Raw genomic sequence first — 18981 nt, forward strand, 5'->3', positions numbered from 1 at the left:
ACTGATCTGAGCATATATCTGAAATGGATGATTGGTAGCCGGTCGCGCAGGACAAAAATGCCGCCGCCGATGATCTGTTTGATATGACAGGGAAAGTGCGCCAGAAACAGCACGGCCTCCCGAAGGAGGCCGTGTGGCAAACGCAGTTGGCGGGGAGGATTACATCCAGTCGGCGTTGCGGATTACCCCGACAGCCAGCCCCTCGATGGTGAGCTGCTGGCAGGAGAGATCCACCTCGATGGGGGAGAGCTCTTCATTCTCCGGCAGCAGCCATACCTGACTGCCCTTGCGCTGGAAGCGCTTGACGGTGACATCCTCATCGAGACGGGCGACCACTACCTGACCGTTGCGCACCTCCTGGGTCTTGTGCACCGCCAGCAGATCGCCATCCAGAATGCCGATGTTCTTCATGCTCATCCCCTGCACCCGCAGCAGAAAATCTGCGCGCGGGTGGAACAGGGCGGGATCCACCTGATAGTGGCTCTCGATATGCTCCTGCGCCAGGATGGGTTCACCGGCAGCCACCTTGCCGATGAGCGGCAGGCCGCTCTCTTCCAGCACCTCTTCCTCTTCGAGCAACAGGCGAATGCCGCGGGACGTGCCCGGCATGATCTCGATGACCCCTTTTTTGGCCAGGGCCTTCAGATGTTCTTCGGCCGCATTGGCCGACTTGAAACCAAGCTTCTGGGCAATCTCGGCACGAGTCGGCGGCATACCGGTCTCGCTCATGTTCACCTTGATCAGCTCCAGCACTTCGGCCTGGCGGGGGGTAAGGGGTTTCATAGAATTGGCACCTGTCTTTTTATACAGCACACTGGCAGTATATACAGTGCAGTGGCCAAGGCAAGGCGCAGCTGACATTTGTCGCAACCAACCCCTCATTTACTGCTGTTTTGATCCTGCGCAGCTGACTCATCGTACCTCTCGGCGACAAGGGGCCGCCGATTTGCTATGCTCACGCCGCATTTTTTTGGAGAGCAGACGCACATGTCCCTAGGACAGAAGATTTCCAGAGCCATCTTGCAATGGCCGGTCAGCGGCTTGGTCAATCACAAGAGCCTGCCGGAAAATCCCATCACAGAACTCAATCTGGATCCGGCCAGACCCATCGTCTATGCCCTGAAAACCAGTTCGATCACCGACCTGATGACCCTGCAGCAGTGCTGCGAGGATCTCGGTCTGCCCGGCCCCTTCACGCCGCTGGAACTGAACGGCCAGCTGCTGCCGCGCTATGTCTGTCTGGATCGTCCGCCTCCCCTGTTTGGCAAACGCAGCAAACCGCTCCCTTTCCTGCAGGAGTTCCATCAGCTGCTGGATCTGCACAAGCAGGATCCCGCACTGGATATCCAGGTGGTGCCCGTCACCCTGTTCTGGGGCCGCGCTCCGGGTCGGGAAGGGGAAGAAGCCTCCGGCCTCAACATCATCAGCAGCCTGGCGCCGAACCGGCTGAAGAAGGCGCTCATCGTGATCCTCAAGGGTCGCGAGAATCTGGTGCGCTTCTCGCCGCCCCTCTCCCTGCGCTATATGGCGGACAAACACGGCACCGACGAGGCGATCGCCCACAAGCTGGCACGAGTGGCCCGTACCCACTTCAGCCGCCAGCAGCTGGCCGCCACTGGCCCGAAACTGCCGAACCGCAACCTGCTGTTCAAGCAGTTGCTCGACTCCGCGGTGATCCAGCAGGCGATTGAAGAGGAGGCCCAGCGCGAGGGGATCAGCCTCGAGAAGGCGCAAAAGCGCGCCCATGGCTACATGGACGAGATCGCCTCCAACTTCTCCTACCGGCTGATCCGCCTGGGCGAGAGCTTCCTCGGCTGGCTGTGGAACAAGCTCTACCGCGGTTTGTCGGTCAATGGCGCCGAGAAGGTACGCCAGCTGGCGCAGGAAGGGCACGAGATCGTCTACGTTCCCTGCCACCGCAGCCACATGGACTACCTGCTGCTCTCCTACGTCATCTACCACCAGGGGATGGTGCCGCCCCATATCGCGGCAGGCATCAACCTCAACTTCTGGCCGGCGGGCCCCATCTTCCGCCACGGCGGCGCCTTCTTCATTCGCCGCACCTTCAAGGGCAACCCGCTCTACAGCACGGTATTCCGGGAATACCTCAACCTGCTGTTTGCCAAGGGTTACTCGGTAGAGTTCTTCACCGAAGGTGGTCGCTCCCGTACCGGCCGTCTGCTACCGCCCAAGACCGGCATGCTGGCGATGACCCTGCAGGCAATGATGCGCGGGCTGGACAGGCCGGTGACTCTGGTGCCGGTCTATCTGGGTTACGAGCACGTGATGGAGGTGAACACCTACCACAACGAGCTCAAGGGGAGCCGCAAGGAGAAAGAGAGCTTCCTGCAGGTGCTCGGCATTCTGCGCAAGCTGCGCAACTACGGCCGTGGCTTCGTCAACTTCGGCGAACCGCTGACCCTCAACAGCTACCTGAGCGAACATATCCCCGACTGGAAAAAGCACATCGGGGAAGAGGAGCGTCCGGAGTGGATGGCGGGCACCGTCAACAATCTGGCCGAACTGCTGATGACCCGCATCAACGGCGCTGCCGCGGTCAACGGCCTGACCCTGAGTGCGCTGGCGCTGCTGGCCGCCGAGCGCCACGCCCTGACCCGCGACGAGTTGCAGGCCCAGCTCAACACCTATCTGGATCTGCTCAAAGCGGTGCCCTACAGTCCGCAGAGCACCATTCCGGATGAGGATGCCAAGACCCTGCTGGATCAGGCGATGGAGCTCAACAAGTTCGAGGTGAGCGAGGACAAACTGGGGCAGATCATCAGTCTCGACCGCTATCAGGCGATCCTGCTGACCTACTACCGCAACAACATCCTCCACCTGTTCGCCATGCCCTCTCTGGTGGCGGCATTGATCGAACGGTGCGAAGGGATCTCCCGCAGCGAGATCATGGCCCGTTGCATCGACATCTATCCGCTGCTCAAGACCGAGCTGTTCCTGCGTTATGAAGAGGAGGAGCTGCCGGCGCTGGTCGACAGCCTGCTCGACGCGCTGCAGACCCAGCAACTGATCGAGACCCGCGATGACGGCTACTGGGTCAATCCGGCCAACCAGATGCGCCTGCTGCTGCTGGCGGAGAGCATTCAGGAGACCCTGCAACGCTACGCCATCGTGCTGACCCGGGTGCTGGCCCAACCCCATATCGAGGCGGAGCAGCTGGAGGCGGACGGCCTGATGATGGCAGAGCGCCTCGGCACCCTGCACGGCATCAACGCCCCCGAGTTCTTCGACCAGAAGCTGTTCAGCACCCTGATCCACACCTTGCGCAAAGAGGGCTACCTCTCTCCCGAGTGCAAGCCGGATCTCGGCCGCTTCCAGGCGCTGGCCGACAACATAGTGCCGCTGCTGAGCAACAAGATCCGCCGTACCATTCAGGCAGGCAATCAGCTCTGATCTGCAACGCAAACAAAGAAGGCTGCATGATGCGGCCTTCTTTTTTATCGGAGTCTGCGCGGGAACATGTCACGCCAGCAGGTAATCGAGCACCAGACCGGCAAACACCAGCGCCCCCACATAGTTGTTGTTGAGAAACGCCTGGAAGCAGGCTTCCCGCTGCCGCTCGCGAATGAGCCGCTGCTGATAGACAAACAGCACCGCCGCCCCCAGCAATCCCCAGTAATACCAGCCCCCCAGCGTCATCAGCTGCCCGACCGCCAGCAACAGCAGCAGAGTCGAGAGTTGCAGTACGCCAATGATCCGCTTGTCGTAACGACCAAACAGGATGGCGCTGGATTTGAGGCCAATCTTGAGGTCGTCATCCCGATCCACCATGGCGTACTGGGTGTCGTAAGCCACGGTCCAGAGCAGGTTGGCGAAGAAGAGCAGCCAGGCCACCAGCGGCAGGGCATCCGCCTGCGCCGCATAGGCCATCGGGATCGACCAGGAGAAGGCCATCCCGAGCACCAGCTGAGGGTTCGAGATAAAGCGCTTCATGAAGGGGTAACTCACCGCCAACAGCAGGGCGACAAACGACAGGCCGATGGTGAGCGGATTCATGGTCAGCACCAGACCAAACGAAATAAGCGCCAGCACGAAGAAGAGCGCCAGCACCTCCCACGGCTTGACTCTGCCCGTGGGCAAGGGGCGACCGGCGGTGCGTTTGACATGGCCGTCGAAGTTGCGATCCGCATAGTCGTTGATGACGCACCCTGCCGAGCGCATAAGAAAGACGCCGACCACAAACACGGTCAGCACCCAGAGATTGGGCAGGCCACCAGCGGCCAGCCAGAGCGCCCACAGGGTTGGCCACAGCAACAGCAGAGTGCCTATGGGCTTGTCGACGCGGGCCAACTGCATATAGGCAAGTCCCCGCTCCTTGGTTAACAGATTCACTCCAGCTCCTTGTCACAGACGAGAGAGGGCAGAAACAGCTCGTGCACCAGCAGTGGCCACTGCCCCAGAAACAGACGGGAACGACGCCCCCAGACAGTGGCGGCCGGGCAACGGGGATTGGCGGCAATATCGAAACGGGCCAGCTGCAGGTGATCACGGCGGGCAGGCTCATGGCCAAATACCCGCTCACCCAGCGGCTGCTCGCCAAGCTCGGCAATGCCGCTCCCTTGCAGTGCGTCATCGGCAAACAGGGTCCAGCCCAGCACGGCGGGCCCACGATCCCCGTGCAGGATCACCTCGCGGCAGGTACCGGCCGGCGAGGCCGAATCCACCAGCCACTGCTCATCGGCAGTAAGGGCGACCGGGTGATTGCCCAGCCACTCCACCGAAAAGTGGCGATTGTGCTGACGCAGCCGCCGGGTCATGGAGCCGGGCTCCAGCAGCCAGGGGCGCAAGCTGGTGGGCAATTCGCAACATTCGGGGGCCAGCCACCCGCTTAACGGCGTGAGGGGAACAGTCAACTCGGACTTCACAGCTTCACCATCCAGAGATTTCCGTGTTCAGGTTAAAATCCGGTTTATTATCCGTAAATCAATAGCGAAATGTAAGAACATCCGTGCTTGACGGCCCCGATGGCAACATCAAAAATGGGTTATCTCTTGCTGATGAGCCATCTATATGAAGATCTTCAAAATTCTGCTGGTGTTGTTACTGAGCTGTGGCGCCCTGCAGCAGCAAGCTCTGGCTGAAGATGAGCCGCCCGCCGAGGGCGCAGAGGGGGCTGCCAAGCCCGGTTTCTCCTACCACGCGCTCGATCCCGACATCATCACCAACTACCTGAGTGATAGCAAAACCCTCGGTTATATCCGGGTCACGGTAGAGCTGATGGCGGAAAACGAAGCCGACCTCAAACTGCTGGAGCAGCATGACCCGCTGATCCGCGATGCCATCATCCGTCTGATTGGCAGCAAAAATGCCGATCAAGTGAAGTCCCTGACCAACCGAGAAGAGCTGCGCAAGGAGTGCGAGACAACCGTCAACGAACTGCTGGTGAAAGAGACCGGCAAGAAAGCGGTGCGCGAGCTTATCTTCACCAAGTTCCTCTACCAGTAATCCCTCCCGAAACAATCGCTTATTGGCATATCGGCCAATAAGCGAGCTTTGCCGGTTTATTCGAAATGAAAATCGATTACAATACGGCCGTCAAGTCGTAGAGGTAGTCGTTATGGGCAGCAAAACCCTGTGTGAATGGCGCCGTCACGAGATCCCCACCGATCTCAAGGCGTTGCGCAAGATAGTCCGCAAACCCAAGTTTGTCTGCAGCAAGTGCGCCCGCAGTGCCAATGACAAGGGTTACCTCTGCCAGCCGCTGCGTTTGAAAGAGGAGTAACGCCCCTCCCTGTCAGGGCGTTATTGATCGGTCCACCCCTGACGCCCCTGTTCGAACAATCTGCGCGCCTGGGTATCATTCGGGCAAACGCCGCGATACTCCTCGCCGGAACGGCCAGCCAGATAGAGATGCTCAGGGCGGCAATACCATGCCAATCCCTTCTGATGTCCCTGCTTCCACAGTTCGGGATCCACCTTCTTGCCACACTGGCCCTGATGGAACTCGATCCGCTCGGTGGTGAAGCCCAGCTTGCCATCCGCCTCCCCCACCTCACTCCATACCTTCTCGCAGGGATCATCGTTGGAGACACAGCCACCCAGCAGGGCAGCCAACAATATGATGGTGAATCGCATAGTCATCCTTGAGCGTCATTTGGGCAGTTCATTCTACCCAGCGGCCCGCCCCTGACCAAGGACGAACGCTCAGCCGTGTGAGCGCTGCAAAAAAATCAGGCGGGCCCAAAGCCCGCCTGTTCGTTCAATGCCGTGGTTCACTGGTCATCGAAAGTGTCATCATCCTGCCAGCTTTCATCTTCCCACTGATCCAGCTCTTCTTCCCAGGAATCCGGCTCCCAATCATCATCAGAGGAGTCGTAATCCGGCTTGTGTCCACCCATCTTCACTCTCCTTGGATAGTTCACCCGCACTCCAATTTTATCCGGAATTGTCGGGCTCGCCAGTCAGAGAGAGTTCAAAGTTTGACCAGAGTCCGACCGGCGATCTGGCCTTGCGTGATGGCCTCGGCGGCCTCCACTACCTGCTCCAGCCCAATCTCGGTGACCGCCTGAGCAAAGAAGCTGGCGGGAAGATCCCGTGCCAGTCGCTGCCACGCTAGTTGACGACGTTCAAACGGGCACATCACCGAATCAACCCCCTGCAGCCTCACATTGCGCAGGATGAAGGGCATCACACTGGTCGGCAGATCGAAGCCACCCGCCAGCCCGCAGGCCGCCACGGCGCCGCCATAGTTCATCTGAGCCAGCAGCTTGGCCAGCACCTGACTGCCGACGGTATCGATGGCGCCAGCCCACAGCTGCTTCTCCAGCGGTTTGGCGGGCACCAGCAGTTCACTGCGTGGCACGATGCGGCTGGCACCCAGTGCGGTCAGCATGGCGCCCTGCTCTTCGGGACGACCGGTCAGCGCCGCCACCTGATAGCCAAGGGCTGCCAGCAGGGCAACCGAGGTGGCCCCCACACCGCCTGCCGCACCGGTGACCAGCACCTCGCCACTTGCGGGAGTAATGCCCGCCTCTTCCAGCGCCAGCACGCAGAGCATGGCGGTGAGACCGGCGGTACCGATGCACATGGCCTGCCGTTCATCCAGCCCGGCGGGCAACGGCACCAGCCAGTCCCCCTTGACCCGCGCCTGTTCGGCCATACCGCCCCAGTGGCCTTCGCCCACGCCCCAACCGGTCAGCACCACCTTGTCGCCGGGCTGATAGCGGCTGTCGGCAGACTCAAGCACGGTGCCGGCGAAGTCGATGCCGGGCACCAGCGGCCACTGACGCACTATCTTGCCCTTGCCGGTGATGGCCAACCCGTCCTTGTAGTTGATGGAGCTGTAAGCGACCGCTACCCGCACTTCACCTTCCGGCAACTGGCTCTCGGCCAGCCGGGTCAGGGTCGGAATGGTCTTGCCGTCTTGGTTTTCCAGTAACAGAGCCTTGAACATGGTTGCCTCTTTGATGACGTGTGAAACGGGGATCAGCTGCTTTGACGCTTTTGCAGTTGAAAATCGAGAGCCAGCGCAGTGCCCATCACGGGCTCCCCGGCCAGTTGGCGCAGGATCAGCTCGGCAGCCTCCTGCCCCATTTTTCGATAGGGGATCCTGACCGAAGTAAGGGTCGGATAACAGGCGCGCGCCACATCCAGATCGTCAAATCCGGCGATGGCGAGTTTGCCCGGCACATTCAAATGGCGACGCTGGCACTCGAACAGCACGCCGGCCGCCAGCTCGTCGTTGACGCAGATAAGTGCATCGAGCTCTGGCCAGCGCAGCAGGAATTCACCCAGCATGGTCGCCCCCGTGCTGAAGTTGGGGCGCTCCGAGGTGTTGATGATGGCATCGGGAGAGAGGTAGTTGTCGAGCAGCGCCTTGTGCCAGCCCTGCATCCGCTGTTGCAGCATCCACTGCTCCTGACGGGCACAGAGAAAACCGATATTGCGATAGCCACGTTCGATCAGGTGGCGGGTCAACTCATAACCAGCATCGAAGTTGGAGACTCCCACATTCATGTCGATGGGGCTGCGGGCCATGGCACCCACCTCCACCACCGGCAAACGGGCAGCTTTCAGGCGGGCACGGATCGTCTCGCCGGGATCGCCACCAAACAGCACCACCGCCGCCGGATTGTGCTGCAAGAAGCTGGTCAGCAAGCTCTCTTCCTGCTGTTTCAGATGCTGGGCATCCCCCAGCATGATCTGATAACCCTCGTCGAGCAGGGCCTGTTGCAGGCCCGCAATCATCTCGCCACAACCGGCATCCGCCAGACTGGGCACTATGACCACTATGGTCTGGGAGATACCCGACGCCAGCGCACCGGCGGCACGATTGGGGATATAGCCGAGCTCTTCCACCGCGGCTTCGATACGCTCGCGCATCTTGTCGGAGACCATCTCCGGCGTGCGCAGGGCACGGGAAACCGTCATGGCCCCCACACCAGCCAGCTGGGCCACATCGTTGAGGGTCACCCGACCCGTGCTACGGCGCTTCTTTGCTTCTGACATCCATCCCATCCTCGACTTGCGGCTGCTCACTTTAAGGCAAAAGAGCGCCACTGACCATTTGCTCAGGGCCGATTCTACCCTCTTTCCCGGATCACGGGGGCAAGATGACTCCCGTTAATGGGTGAAGTGATAGCGCTATCACAGTTTGATGTTAGCGCTATCTGATAGCGCTAACTTTCGCGATCACCCTCACAGTTTCACCACCGCAAGATCGATAGATTGGCGCCATCTTAACTAGCCGGATCACCACCATGCTGACTCAACTGCTGACCGAGGATGTCATCCGCATCGAACCCACCGCCCGCGACTGGCGCCACGCCATCGAGCTGGCCACGGCGCCCCTGCTGGCCAATGGCACCATCGAGCCCTCCTACGTGGCGGCGCTGTTTCGCTCTCATGAGGAGCTCGGCCCCTACTACGTACTGGGCCCCGGTCTGGCGATGCCCCACGCTCGCCCCGAGGATGGAGTCAACCGGCTGGGTCTGGGTCTGACCGTTATCAAGCAGGGGGTCAACTTTGATTCCGAAGGCAACGACCCGATCCAGCTGCTGATCACCCTGGCCGCCAGCGACAGCAACTCCCACGTGGAGACCATCGCCCAGCTGGCCGAGCTGTTTATGAATGAAGAGTACGTGGCGGCCATCATCGCGGCCGAAACCAAAGACGACATCCTGCGCATTCTGGCGCGCTACTGATCTGCGCCACGGCGCACCTGACAGAGGAAGAGACAATGAAAATTCTGGTTGTATGCGGTCACGGTCTGGGCACCAGCCTGATGATGGAGATGAGCATCAAGAGCATCCTGAAAGAGCTGGCAGTCACCGCCGAAGTGGATCATCGCGATCTGGCCTCCGCCGGCAGCGAAACCGCCGAGATCTTTGTCGCCACCCGCGACATCGCCGAGCAGTTACAGAGCATGGGCGTCAACGGCCGTCTGGTGGCCCTCGACAACATGGTCGACAAGGCCGCGATGAAAGAGAAGCTCGCCACCGCCCTGCGCGAACTGGGCGCCCTCTAAGGATCCCCCATGCGGCCTGCGGGCCGCATCTTCCATTGCCAGGAGCTGACCATGGAATTTTTCAACTTTCTGATGTTTGACGTGCTGTCCGAGCCCGCCGTGCTGGTCGGCCTGATCGCGCTAATTGGCCTGATTGCCCAGAAGAAACCGGTGACCGAGTGCATCAAGGGCACGGTCAAGACCATCATGGGTTTCGTCATTCTGGGGGCCGGTGCCACTCTGGTGATCAACTCGCTGGGTGACTTCGCCGTTATCTTCCAGCACGCCTTCGGTATCAAGGGGGTCGTCCCCAACAACGAGGCCATCGTCTCCATCGCCCAGACCTCGTTTGGCAAGGAGATGGCGATGATCATGTTCTTCGCCATGCTGGTGAACATCCTGATCGCCCGTCTGACCCCGTGGAAATTCATCTTCCTGACCGGTCACCACACCCTGTTCATGTCGATGATGGTGGCAGTGATCCTCTCTGCCGGTGGCATGAGCGGTGTGCCGCTGATCGCGGTCGGCAGTCTGGTGGTCGGCGTCGCCATGGTCTTCTTCCCGGCCATCGCCCACCCCTTCATGAAGCAGATCACCGGCTCCGATGACGTAGCGCTGGGCCACTTCTCCACCTGCTCCTACGTGCTCTCCGCCCTGATCGGCGCCAAGTTCGGCAACAAGGCCCACAGCTGCGAAGATGTACAGGTGCCCAAAAGCCTGCTGTTCCTGCGCGATACCCCGGTGGCCATCTCCTTCACCATGGGCATCATCTTCCTGGTGACCTCCGCCTTCGCCGGCCCCGAGTTTGTCTCCAGCGTCGCCAAGGGCAAGCACTGGTTCATGTTCTCCCTGATGCAGTCCATCACCTTCGCCGCCGGTGTCTACGTCATCCTGCAGGGTGTGCGGATGGTCATCGCCGAGATCGTTCCGGCCTTCAAGGGGATCTCCGACAAGCTGGTGCCGAACGCCAAGCCGGCACTCGACTGCCCAATCGTCTTCCCCTATGCCCCCAACGCCGTGCTGATCGGCTTCCTGTCGAGCTTTGCCGCCGGTCTGGTGGGGATGGCGCTGCTCTACGCCATGGGCCTGACCGTCATCATCCCGGGCGTGGTACCGCACTTCTTCGTCGGCGCCGCTGCCGGGGTCTTCGGCAACGCCACCGGTGGTCGTCGCGGCGCCATTTTGGGCTCCTTCGCCAACGGCCTGCTGCTGCTCACCATTCTGCCGGTGTTCCTGCTGCCGGTGCTGGGCGACCTCGGCTTCGCCAACACCACCTTCAGCGACTCCGACTTCGGTGTGGTCGGCATCCTGCTGGGGCTGATCGTTCGCTAATTCCGGCCACCGCCAAAAACAAAACGGAGCGCATCGCGCTCCGTTTTTTTATGGCCGGGCTGTATGAAAGGCTGACACTCAGTCGTTCTCCAACGCAGTGAGGCAGTGCGAGAGGGTGCGCGCCAGCGCTCCCTGATTGCGCAGCACCACGGCGCGGGCCTGCTCGCCCATCTCGCGGCGGGCGCTTGCATCAGCAAACAGCTGGCTCACCTGCTCGCCCAGCTCGGCGGCATCGGCCACGATGGCGGCGCCACCCTGAGCCACCAGCTGGCGGGTGATATCGCTGAAGTTGAAGTAGGCGGGCCCCGTCAGACAGGGCTTGCCGAGCGCCGCCGGTTCCAGCAGGTTGTGACCGCCGATCTTCACCAGACTGCCGCCGACGAAGGCCACATCGGCCGCCGCCAGCATCAGCGGCAGCTCGCCCATGGTATCGCCGAGATAGACCTTATCCTCCGCACTCACCGCAGCACCATCAGTGCGCCGCACGCAGCCGTAAGGGGCACACAGCTCGCCCACCCGGTCGAACCGCTCGGGGTGGCGCGGCACCAGAATGAGCAGCGCAGCGGGGTGGCGTTTGAGCAGCAGATCGAAGGCGGCCAGCACCTGCTCGTCCTCACCCTGATGGGTGCTGGCGGCGATCCAGACCGGCCGATCCGTCCCCAGCTGCTGGCGCAGGGCACGCCCCTTGGCCTGCACCTCGTCACCAAACTGGATATCGAACTTGATGGAGCCGGTCACCGCCAGCCGCGAACGATCGATGCCGAGGCGGGCGAAGCGGTCGGCATCATCCTGATGCTGGCAGAGCAGATGGGTCAGCGGCCGGCTCAGGGCGTCGAAGGCGCCGTGGAAGCGGGCATAACGCTGGCAGGATCGCTCGGAAAGACGGGCGTTGATGATGGTCACCGGCAGGTGGCGCGCCTCGCAGGCGGCCAGCCAGTTCGGCCACAGCTCGGTCTCCATCACCCAGAGCGCGCGCGGCTTGAAGGTGTCGAGAAAGGCCGCAATGGCCCAGGGGTAGTCAAGCGGCGCGTAGCGATGGCTCACCAGATCCCCCAGCCTGGCAGCCTGATCGGCGCCGGTGCGGGTGGTGGTGGTGAGCAGGATCGGCAGATCGGGCCGCTCCGCCTTGAGGGCACGAATGAGCGGCGTGATGGCCAGCGTCTCCCCCACGCTCACCGCATGGATCCAGAGCGGCGCCTCCTGTCCGGTGGCGGGCAGCCGCCCGAGATGCTCGGCCCAGCGCTTGCCAAAGCCGGGCTTGCCTTTCTTCGGCTTGTAGAGGGCCAGCAGCGCCAGCGGCAATCCCAGATGGATCAGCAGGTTGTAGAGCAGACGGTAGGGCATCTTACTGACTCTGCTCCAGCTTCTTGCAGGCATCGACCACCTGCTCCGGCGCCAGGTCGATCAGGCACTTGAGATGGCCGAACTTGCAGGTGCGCTTGAAGCAGGGGCGACACTCGATGTCGGTGTGAACGATCTCGACCCGATCCGCCAGCGGCGGGGTGTAGAGCGGCGAGGTGGAGCCATAGACGCCCACCAGCGGCCGGTTGAGGGCGGCAGCGATGTGCATCAGGCCGGAGTCGTTGGAGATGACCCGGCTGGCCAGCGCCATCAGATCGATCGCCTCGTGCAGGCTGGTCTTGCCCGCCAGCACGTGGCAGTTGGGGCGAGTTAGCAGGTTGACCCGATCCCGGATGGTATTGGCTACCGGGACATCCTTGTTGGAGCCGAAGATCCACACCTGCCACCCTTCGTCCAGATGCTGCTGGGCCACCACGGCATAGTGCCCCTCCGGCCAGCGCTTGGCCGGGCCAAACTCGGCACCGGGGCAGAGCACCAGCACCGGGCGAGCGCGATCCAGTCCCAGCCGCTCCAGCGCCTTGCTCTGGTTGATCAAATCGACGTGGAGAGCCGGGTGCGGAATGGTCGGGATATCGGCCCGGCTCTTCATCTGCGCCTTGGGATAAGCGAGCGCCAGATAGCCCTCCACCATCAGCGGGAAGGCGGACTTGTTGCTGCGCAGGTCATTGAGCAGACCGTAGCGGCTCTCGCCCTTCCAGCCGGTACGGACCGGAATGCGGGCAAACCAGGGGATCAGCGCCGACTTCATGGAGTTGGGCTGGACGATGGCCTGATCGTACTTCTCCGCCGCCAGCTGCTTGCCGAGGCGGCGGCGCGCCACCAGCTTGAAGTCACCGTGGCCGAGGGGCATGGTGATCGCCTTGTCCACCTCCGGCATCCGCTCCAGCAGGGCGCAGCACCAGGCGGGGGCTATCACGTGCAGTTCACACTCCGGATGGTTGGCCTTGATCGCCTTGTAGAGGCTCTGGGACATCACCATATCGCCGACCCAGGAGGGGCCGATCACCAATATTTTCATCACGCGTCTTCTCTCGGGACTGGCCCGGCTGTTAATCATCACTGGGCGAGATTATGCCCCAAGAATGACTGGATAAATAACAGAAGATCCTTGGCAGACGTTGCCGTCACCCCATTTTTCCAGCGGTGCCCCGCTTCCAACCGGACGTGACGAGACAGGCAAACAGCTGATAGAAACGGGCAATGGCGGCTCTCTCTTTGGCCCGTTTTTCCGTTAGAATGGCCCATCAATACGCATTCGACCCGCCAGCCGGGCAATAACCGTGAGCCCACATTCGTGAAAAAACCGACTCTGGCTGCCGTTCTGATCGTCAAGAATGAAGCCGACAACCTGCGCAAGTGCCTCGCCTCCCTCGACGGACTGGTGGACGAGATCGTCATTCTGGACTCCGGCAGTCAGGACGAGACCCCGGCCATCGCCGCCGAATTTGGCGCCCGCTTCTTCATCAACGCCAAGTGGCCCGGCTTTGGCAAACAGCGCCGACTGGCCCAGTCCCACGTGCAGTCCGACTGGGTGCTGTGGCTGGATGCCGACGAGCGGCTCACCCCCGAGCTGAAAACCGCCATCGCCGAGGTGATGGCCAATCCGGCCAGCGATACCATCTACTCGATCCCGCGCCTCTCCTGGGTGTTTGGCCGCTTTATCCGCCACAGTGGCTGGTATCCGGATCGGGTGCTGCGCCTCTACCCCAAGGCGCTCACCAGCTACAACGAGGCGCTGGTGCACGAAAAGGTGGAAGTGCGGGCCAACATGAAGATCGTCAATATTCATGGCGACCTGCTCCACTTCACCTATCGGGATCTGGAGCACTATCTGGTGAAATCCGCCGGTTATGCCCGCGCCTGGGCCGATCAGCGCACCGCTCGCGGCAAGAAGGGCTCCCTCAGTCAGGGGCTGATCCATGCTGTTGGCTGCTTCCTCAAGATGTACCTGCTCAAAGCGGGCTTCCTCGATGGCAAGCAGGGGTTGCTGCTGGCGATCCTCTCCGCCCACTCCACCTTCGTCAAATACGCCGACCTCTGGGTACGCCAGCAACCGCAGCAGCCGGAATAACCGTCATACGAAACAGGGCCCCGCGGGGCCCTGTTTGCATTGCTGCATACGTTATTTGCGCCAGAAAGGCGCCGCCCAGCGGGCCATCACCGGCACCATGGTCTTGGGATCGAGCTGGCTCATATCCTCAGGATGGTCGCTATCCTCCGGCGGGCTGAAGGCAAGGTGGCGCCCTTCGCTGTTGAGGGGCTTCCAGCGCAGCGGAGTGGCGGAGCGGCGCATCGGGAAGAAACCGATGGTCGGCACGTCGAGCGCCCCAGCGATATGGAGCGGGCCGGTACTGCCGGCGATAAACAAAGCGGCGTTGGCCAGCACCTGACAGAACATCGGCAGACCATCGCTGGAGCGGTAGATCCAGCCGTTGCCGCCGTGAGCCAGTAGCTCGGCCGCCAGCTGTTCAGCCATCTTCTCCTCGCCCGGGCCTGCGGTCAGCACGCACTGCAGCTCGGGGCAGGCCTGATTGAGCTTGATGATGATGCGGGCATACTGCTCGATGGAGAGATTGTTGGCCGAACCGCCGCTACCGGCATGCACCATCAGCCAGGGGCGGCTGGCATCGAGCTTGAGCTTGAGTGCCAACTGCTCGCGCACCTGCCGCAGGATCTCGTCATCGAACTGCAGGAAGGGGGTCTTGGGCTCCACCACGGCCACCTGCTGATCGGCCAGGAAGCGGCGGATCAGCTCCAGGTTGTACTCGGACTCCGGCTTCTGGGAGCGGGAGCGGCGCTGCACCAGACGTTGGTTGTAGAGCACCTGCGCCAGCTTGGTCGCCGGGGCCAGCCGGTAAGGGATGTGCGCCTTCCACACCAGCATGGCGTTGCGGGAGTTGGAGAAGAGGCAGATGGACGCGTCGAACGCAGCCGCCTTGATCCGCGCCAGCAGCGCCCGCTGTTGCTCCTTGTCGGCACGCACGCCCGGATCGATGATCACCTCGTCAATCCAGGGGCAGAGCCTGGCCAGCGGCGCCGTGTAGGCTGGAACCAGGGCAGTCACATGACACTCCATGGAGCCTTTGAGCATGGCGAAGCTCGGCCACGCCAGCATGAAGTCACCAATCTTGTCATTGCGAACGACCAGAATACGTTTCATAAAAAATCCCTTTGCTCCCTGTCACCAATGCAGGGAGGCTTGATGCGCGATGGCGTATTCTTGCCTGATGCACTGCTATTCTCAAGCGACGACCTTATAATGCGACCAAATTTCCAGGTTGCAGGACCGCAAAGATGACTACCAGGGTGATTTATCCCGGGACGTTTGATCCCGTTACCAATGGCCACGCCGATCTCATCGGCCGCGCCGCCAAGCTGTTTGACGAGGTGGTGGTCGGGGTCGCCAACAGCCCGAGCAAGCGCCCGCTGTTCGATCTGGCAGAACGTGTCCAGCTTGTCCAGCAAGTGACCAGCCAGCTTCCCAACGTCAAGGTGGTGGGCTTCTCCGGTCTGCTGGTCGATTTTGCCAAAGAGCATCAGGCCAACGTGCTGATCCGCGGCCTGCGCGCCGTCTCCGACTTCGAGTACGAGTTTCAGCTGGCCAATATGAACCGTCGCCTGATGCCCACGCTTGAGAGCGTCTTTCTCACCCCAGCCGAGGAGAACTCCTTTATCTCCTCCACTCTGGTGAAAGAGGTGGCGCTGCACGGTGGCGACATCCGCCAGTTTGTCGATCCCGTGGTGGCCCAGGCCATCGCAGCCAAACAGCAACAGCGCTAATTCCTCCCCTGATGGCAGAAACAACAAGGGCTACCCGCGGGTAGCCCTTGTTGTTTCTCTCGCATGGAGAGGCCAGCCTGCTTGCCGGTTACTGACGGGCAAACCGCTCATTCATCTCCTGCACCAGCAGATCGAGCCACTCGTAGCGGCGCCGATACATGGCCCGCTTCTTGGAGGCGATCTCCTCCAGCGGCTTGCGCGGCTGGGCTTGCAGGGCGACGAAGTTGGCATCCACATCCCGGGCGTCGAACTCCTGCCACAGCTCGTCATAATCGGCCTGCAAATTGGCTTTCTGCTTGCTGCTGTAGCGCTTGGCCTGAAACACGTGGGCCCGCTTGCGCACCGCCAGCACCTCCGCCGCCGCCATGCTCTGCGCCAGTTGCAGCACCAGCTGCACCAGCAGGGATTTGGGCCGCAGGCCGTGCCCCTCTTTGGTCAGCTCGCGCACCCGCTCCTGAGCATTGTCGACCGCAGGCTCCGGCCCCTGCATGGAGCCGATCATCAGAATCAAACGATCCACGCTACCCGCCAGCGAAAAGGCGCAACTGTAGAGGCGCTGCCCCTCGCCGTTGACGATGGAGAGCGCCAGCTCGGCCTCGCGGCGGAAGGTGCCATCGTGGCGCAGCAGAATGCGGCAGCCGCTCTGGGGATAGTGACCAAGTTCGATCCCCTCGCCCAGATAGAGGGGGTCGATCAACTGCGGGTAGCACTCCAGCAGCAAACGGTAGTGATTTTCCAGCATCTCGGCCCGCTCACGGGCGCTGGCACAGGCGAAGCGATAGGGGCGCATCGGCTTGTCGAGCAGCTCGGGATAGACCGCTGGCAGCGCCTTGAGCGAGTCGCACTGAAACAGGCTGAAGACCCGGCTCAGCGACTTGCGATAGAGCAGGCTGCGCAGCACGAACTTGCCGCGATTGAAGGTTTTCCGGTCACATCCCTCGGGGTAGAGGAAGCGGGCCATGGATTTTGCGCAATAGCGCTCCTGCCGGGATAAATATTCCCAGTCTATTGATTTAACTGTCATTTTTATATTCTCAAACCGCCTGAACGGTCGGGATACTAGTGACAGCTGTGCAAATCTTCAACAGAGTGGAAATACGCTGTTACAACTTCCCCCGGATCGGGGCAAAAAGTGCGCTCAGCGCTGGCAATGACTGCAAAAAACCGTGGTGCGCTGGCCCATTCTTGTCTCGGTCAGCAGGGTGTGACAGTGGAAACAGGGCTGACCGCCACGGCCATAAACCTGCAACTGCTGCACGAAATAGCCCGGCTTGCCATCGGCGCTGGTGAAATCCTTGAGGGTAGTGCCGCCCTGGCGAATCGCCTCGGCCAACACGCGCTTGATCTCGGCCACCAGGGTTCCCAGCCGCTCGGCACTGATATTGCCCGCCGCCCGTTTGGGGTGAATGCCGGCAGCATAGAGCGCCTCATTCGCGTAGATGTTGCCCACCCCGACCACCACCTGATTGTCCATCAGGAACTGTTTGATGGCGGTGCTGCGTCCCTTGGCGCGCTCACGCAGGTAATCAGCACTGAAGGCATCGGTGAGCGGCTCGGGCCCCAGCTTGGCGAGCAGCGCATGGGCTTCGGCCGGTTCGCGAGTCCAGAGCAGGGCGCCGAAGCGGCGCGGATCGTTGAGCCGCAGCAGCTTGCCATTCTCCAGCTCAATATCCACGTGGTCGTGCTTCTCGGCTGGCGTGCCGATATCCAGCACCCGCAGGCTGCCGGACATCCCCAGATGAAGGATGGCAGTGCCGAAATCGGTCTCCAGCAGCAGGTATTTGGCACGGCGACGCACCCGATGGATGGTGAGGTCCACCAGCTCCTGAATCTCACCGGGGATCGGCCAGCGCAGGCGGCCATCCCGCACCACTACACGCGTCACCTTGATACCGGTGAGCCAGGGGGAGATCCCCTGACGACTGACTTCAACTTCTGGCAATTCAGGCATGGGCACCTCGCAAGGAAAAGGAACTCAGGGGGCAGGACGCAGCAGATCGCGATACTGCTCGGCAGTGAGGGTGAGCCAGAGACCGGAGGGCAGCTGGGCACCATACTGACCGCTGTTCTGATAGAGGCCGATCTCGATCGGATCGTTCTGGCCGGCAATCCACACCTTGATGGTCACCGGGGTACCCCGCACCACCTCGCCGGGAGGCAGCAACCAGCTCTGCCAGCGCGCCAGACGGGCATCCAGTTGCGCAGTGTCGAGCGCCAGATCCGGCACGCTGCGCCAGCCCTGACCAATCCGCTCAATCTGCCAGCTCGGCCCCTGCCAGGTGAGCACCACGGCCGCATCCGGCAGCAAGGGGCGAGCGCGCTTGGCGCTGTTCTCCTGCTGGGCAGTCTCCATACGATGCAACAGGGTGATCACGATCAGCACCACCACAATGATCACGTTATTCCAGCCTTTGCGGCTCAATTTGAACATGACAAGCCTCCCTTTGAACCGGCAGTGTACTGAATTCGGCGCATAAAAAAACCCGGCACGAAGCCGGGTTTTTGGGAATGCAGCATCAAGTAATTACTTGATTTTGCCTTCCTTGTAGATCACATGCTGACGAACAACGGGATCAAACTTTTTGATCTCCATTTTTTCGGGCATGGTGCGCTTGTTTTTGGTAGTGGTATAGAAGTGACCAGTACCGGCGCTGGAGTTCAGGCGAATTTTCTCGCGAATACCTTTAGCCATGATCTAATTCCTTATACCTTAACACCGCTGGCGCGCAGTTCAGCCAGAACCACTTCAACGCCACGCTTGTCGATGATACGCATGCCTTTTGCGGATACGCGCAGGCTTACGAAGCGTTTTTCACTCTCAACCCAGAAACGGTGAGTGTGCAGGTTCGGCAGGAAACGACGCTTGGTGGCGTTGTTAGCGTGCGAACGGTTGTTACCAACTGCCGGGCGCTTGCCGGTTACTTGGCATACTCTAGACATGTCAGTCTCTCCAAATCTTACTTCATTGCTCGAGCAAATATCTGCCCCGCTGGCCTTCGATTGCGGGGCAAACAGAAGGCGGCATTTTATACAGCATCCGTGAT

23 protein-coding genes are annotated in these 18981 nt (G+C 61.2%); 8 read left to right on the forward strand and 15 right to left on the reverse strand.

Features of this window, described 5'->3' with window-relative positions; genetic code table 11:
- Positions 1-159: 159 nt before the first annotated feature.
- Positions 160-783 carry a transcriptional repressor LexA gene (gene lexA, locus ACTG27_RS16035; protein ID WP_005339540.1) on the reverse strand — a complete coding sequence of 208 codons (624 nt, stop codon included), beginning with the start codon at positions 781-783 and terminating at the stop codon, positions 160-162.
- A 204-nt stretch (positions 784-987) separates the two neighbouring features.
- Here lexA and plsB point away from each other — a divergent pair, with 204 nt between their 5' ends.
- On the forward strand, positions 988-3411 hold the full coding sequence (gene plsB, locus ACTG27_RS16040; RefSeq protein WP_103251815.1) for a glycerol-3-phosphate 1-O-acyltransferase PlsB: 2424 nt from the start codon (positions 988-990) through the stop codon (positions 3409-3411).
- A 69-nt stretch (positions 3412-3480) separates the two neighbouring features.
- Here the strand turns inward: plsB and ubiA are convergent, their stop codons facing one another.
- Together ubiA and ACTG27_RS16050 are read right to left on the reverse strand one after the other, a co-directional pair.
- Positions 3481-4350, reverse strand: a complete 870-nt coding sequence (gene ubiA, locus ACTG27_RS16045; RefSeq protein WP_005356031.1) for a 4-hydroxybenzoate octaprenyltransferase — start codon at positions 4348-4350, stop codon at positions 3481-3483.
- Positions 4347-4883, reverse strand: coding sequence for a chorismate--pyruvate lyase family protein (locus ACTG27_RS16050; RefSeq protein WP_150390081.1), 537 nt, complete (start codon positions 4881-4883; stop codon positions 4347-4349). Before ACTG27_RS16050 ends, ubiA begins: the two co-directional genes overlap by 4 nt.
- 145 nt (positions 4884-5028) lie before the next feature.
- Between ACTG27_RS16050 and ACTG27_RS16055 the strand changes: the two genes are divergently transcribed.
- Complete coding sequence (locus tag ACTG27_RS16055) at positions 5029-5463, forward strand: flagellar basal body-associated protein FliL (RefSeq protein ID WP_005339527.1); 435 nt, start codon at positions 5029-5031, stop codon at positions 5461-5463.
- Between the two features lie 112 nt (positions 5464-5575).
- A complete protein-coding gene (locus ACTG27_RS16060) occupies positions 5576-5740 on the forward strand; it encodes a hypothetical protein (RefSeq protein ID WP_005339525.1) in 165 nt (54 codons plus the stop codon).
- A gap of 20 nt (positions 5741-5760) precedes the next feature.
- Here ACTG27_RS16060 and ACTG27_RS16065 read toward each other — a convergent pair whose 3' ends face one another.
- The 4 genes from ACTG27_RS16065 to ACTG27_RS16080 form a co-directional block, all read right to left on the reverse strand.
- Positions 5761-6093: a DUF2799 domain-containing protein gene (locus ACTG27_RS16065; protein WP_166740634.1), complete on the reverse strand. Its 333-nt coding sequence runs from the start codon at positions 6091-6093 to the stop codon at positions 5761-5763.
- A 137-nt stretch (positions 6094-6230) separates the two neighbouring features.
- Positions 6231-6356, reverse strand: a complete 126-nt coding sequence (locus ACTG27_RS16070; protein WP_005339521.1) for a hypothetical protein — start codon at positions 6354-6356, stop codon at positions 6231-6233.
- A 74-nt stretch (positions 6357-6430) separates the two neighbouring features.
- Positions 6431-7411, reverse strand: a complete 981-nt coding sequence (gene acuI, locus ACTG27_RS16075) for an acrylyl-CoA reductase (NADPH) (protein ID WP_439979956.1) — start codon at positions 7409-7411, stop codon at positions 6431-6433.
- 32 nt (positions 7412-7443) lie between these two features.
- On the reverse strand, positions 7444-8466 hold the full coding sequence (locus ACTG27_RS16080) for a LacI family DNA-binding transcriptional regulator (protein ID WP_439979957.1): 1023 nt from the start codon (positions 8464-8466) through the stop codon (positions 7444-7446).
- 251 nt (positions 8467-8717) lie between these two features.
- Between ACTG27_RS16080 and ACTG27_RS16085 the strand changes: the two genes are divergently transcribed.
- From ACTG27_RS16085 to ACTG27_RS16095, 3 genes are read left to right on the forward strand one after another with little or no spacing between them, the layout of a single operon-like run.
- Positions 8718-9161, forward strand: coding sequence for a PTS sugar transporter subunit IIA (locus ACTG27_RS16085; protein WP_439979958.1), 444 nt, complete (start codon positions 8718-8720; stop codon positions 9159-9161).
- A 35-nt stretch (positions 9162-9196) separates the two neighbouring features.
- Positions 9197-9484: a PTS sugar transporter subunit IIB gene (locus ACTG27_RS16090; RefSeq protein WP_005356014.1), complete on the forward strand. Its 288-nt coding sequence runs from the start codon at positions 9197-9199 to the stop codon at positions 9482-9484.
- A gap of 51 nt (positions 9485-9535) precedes the next feature.
- The gene (locus tag ACTG27_RS16095) at positions 9536-10795 is read left to right on the forward strand and encodes a PTS ascorbate transporter subunit IIC (protein ID WP_005357405.1); all 1260 of its coding nucleotides are present in this window, start codon (positions 9536-9538) and stop codon (positions 10793-10795) included.
- A gap of 78 nt (positions 10796-10873) precedes the next feature.
- Here ACTG27_RS16095 and waaA read toward each other — a convergent pair whose 3' ends face one another.
- Entirely contained in the window at positions 10874-12139 is a 1266-nt protein-coding gene (gene waaA, locus ACTG27_RS16100; RefSeq protein ID WP_236317848.1) for a lipid IV(A) 3-deoxy-D-manno-octulosonic acid transferase, read from the reverse strand.
- A 1-nt stretch (position 12140) separates the two neighbouring features.
- Positions 12141-13175: a lipopolysaccharide heptosyltransferase II gene (waaF, locus tag ACTG27_RS16105; protein ID WP_204380395.1), complete on the reverse strand. Its 1035-nt coding sequence runs from the start codon at positions 13173-13175 to the stop codon at positions 12141-12143.
- Positions 13176-13451: 276 nt separating this feature from the next.
- On the opposite strand from waaF, the gene ACTG27_RS16110 reads away from it, so the two are divergent.
- On the forward strand, positions 13452-14228 hold the full coding sequence (locus tag ACTG27_RS16110) for a glycosyltransferase family 2 protein (RefSeq protein WP_204380396.1): 777 nt from the start codon (positions 13452-13454) through the stop codon (positions 14226-14228).
- A gap of 51 nt (positions 14229-14279) precedes the next feature.
- Here the strand turns inward: ACTG27_RS16110 and ACTG27_RS16115 are convergent, their stop codons facing one another.
- On the reverse strand, positions 14280-15317 hold the full coding sequence (locus ACTG27_RS16115) for a glycosyltransferase family 9 protein (protein ID WP_252413458.1): 1038 nt from the start codon (positions 15315-15317) through the stop codon (positions 14280-14282).
- 134 nt (positions 15318-15451) lie between these two features.
- Between ACTG27_RS16115 and coaD the strand changes: the two genes are divergently transcribed.
- Positions 15452-15937: a pantetheine-phosphate adenylyltransferase gene (gene coaD, locus ACTG27_RS16120; protein WP_005357393.1), complete on the forward strand. Its 486-nt coding sequence runs from the start codon at positions 15452-15454 to the stop codon at positions 15935-15937.
- A gap of 88 nt (positions 15938-16025) precedes the next feature.
- Here coaD and ACTG27_RS16125 read toward each other — a convergent pair whose 3' ends face one another.
- The 5 genes from ACTG27_RS16125 to rpmB all read right to left on the reverse strand — a co-directional run bounded on the left by ACTG27_RS16125 (position 16026) and on the right by rpmB (position 18877).
- The gene (locus ACTG27_RS16125) at positions 16026-16961 is read right to left on the reverse strand and encodes a VirK/YbjX family protein (protein ID WP_439979960.1); all 936 of its coding nucleotides are present in this window, start codon (positions 16959-16961) and stop codon (positions 16026-16028) included.
- 114 nt (positions 16962-17075) lie between these two features.
- Positions 17076-17888: a bifunctional DNA-formamidopyrimidine glycosylase/DNA-(apurinic or apyrimidinic site) lyase gene (gene mutM, locus ACTG27_RS16130; protein WP_021231536.1), complete on the reverse strand. Its 813-nt coding sequence runs from the start codon at positions 17886-17888 to the stop codon at positions 17076-17078.
- Positions 17889-17912: 24 nt separating this feature from the next.
- On the reverse strand, positions 17913-18368 hold the full coding sequence (locus ACTG27_RS16135) for a hypothetical protein (protein ID WP_139429835.1): 456 nt from the start codon (positions 18366-18368) through the stop codon (positions 17913-17915).
- A gap of 93 nt (positions 18369-18461) precedes the next feature.
- Positions 18462-18629 (reverse strand): 50S ribosomal protein L33, encoded by a 168-nt coding sequence (gene rpmG, locus ACTG27_RS16140; protein WP_005307500.1) that lies wholly within the window; start codon positions 18627-18629, stop codon positions 18462-18464.
- 11 nt (positions 18630-18640) lie between these two features.
- A complete protein-coding gene (gene rpmB, locus ACTG27_RS16145; protein WP_005307492.1) occupies positions 18641-18877 on the reverse strand; it encodes a 50S ribosomal protein L28 in 237 nt (78 codons plus the stop codon).
- Positions 18878-18981: the final 104 nt, after the last annotated feature.

Origin of the sequence: Aeromonas sp. 97A, from assembly GCF_051919185.1 — a bacterium.
Taxonomy (GTDB): Bacteria; Pseudomonadota; Gammaproteobacteria; order Enterobacterales; family Aeromonadaceae; genus Aeromonas; species Aeromonas veronii.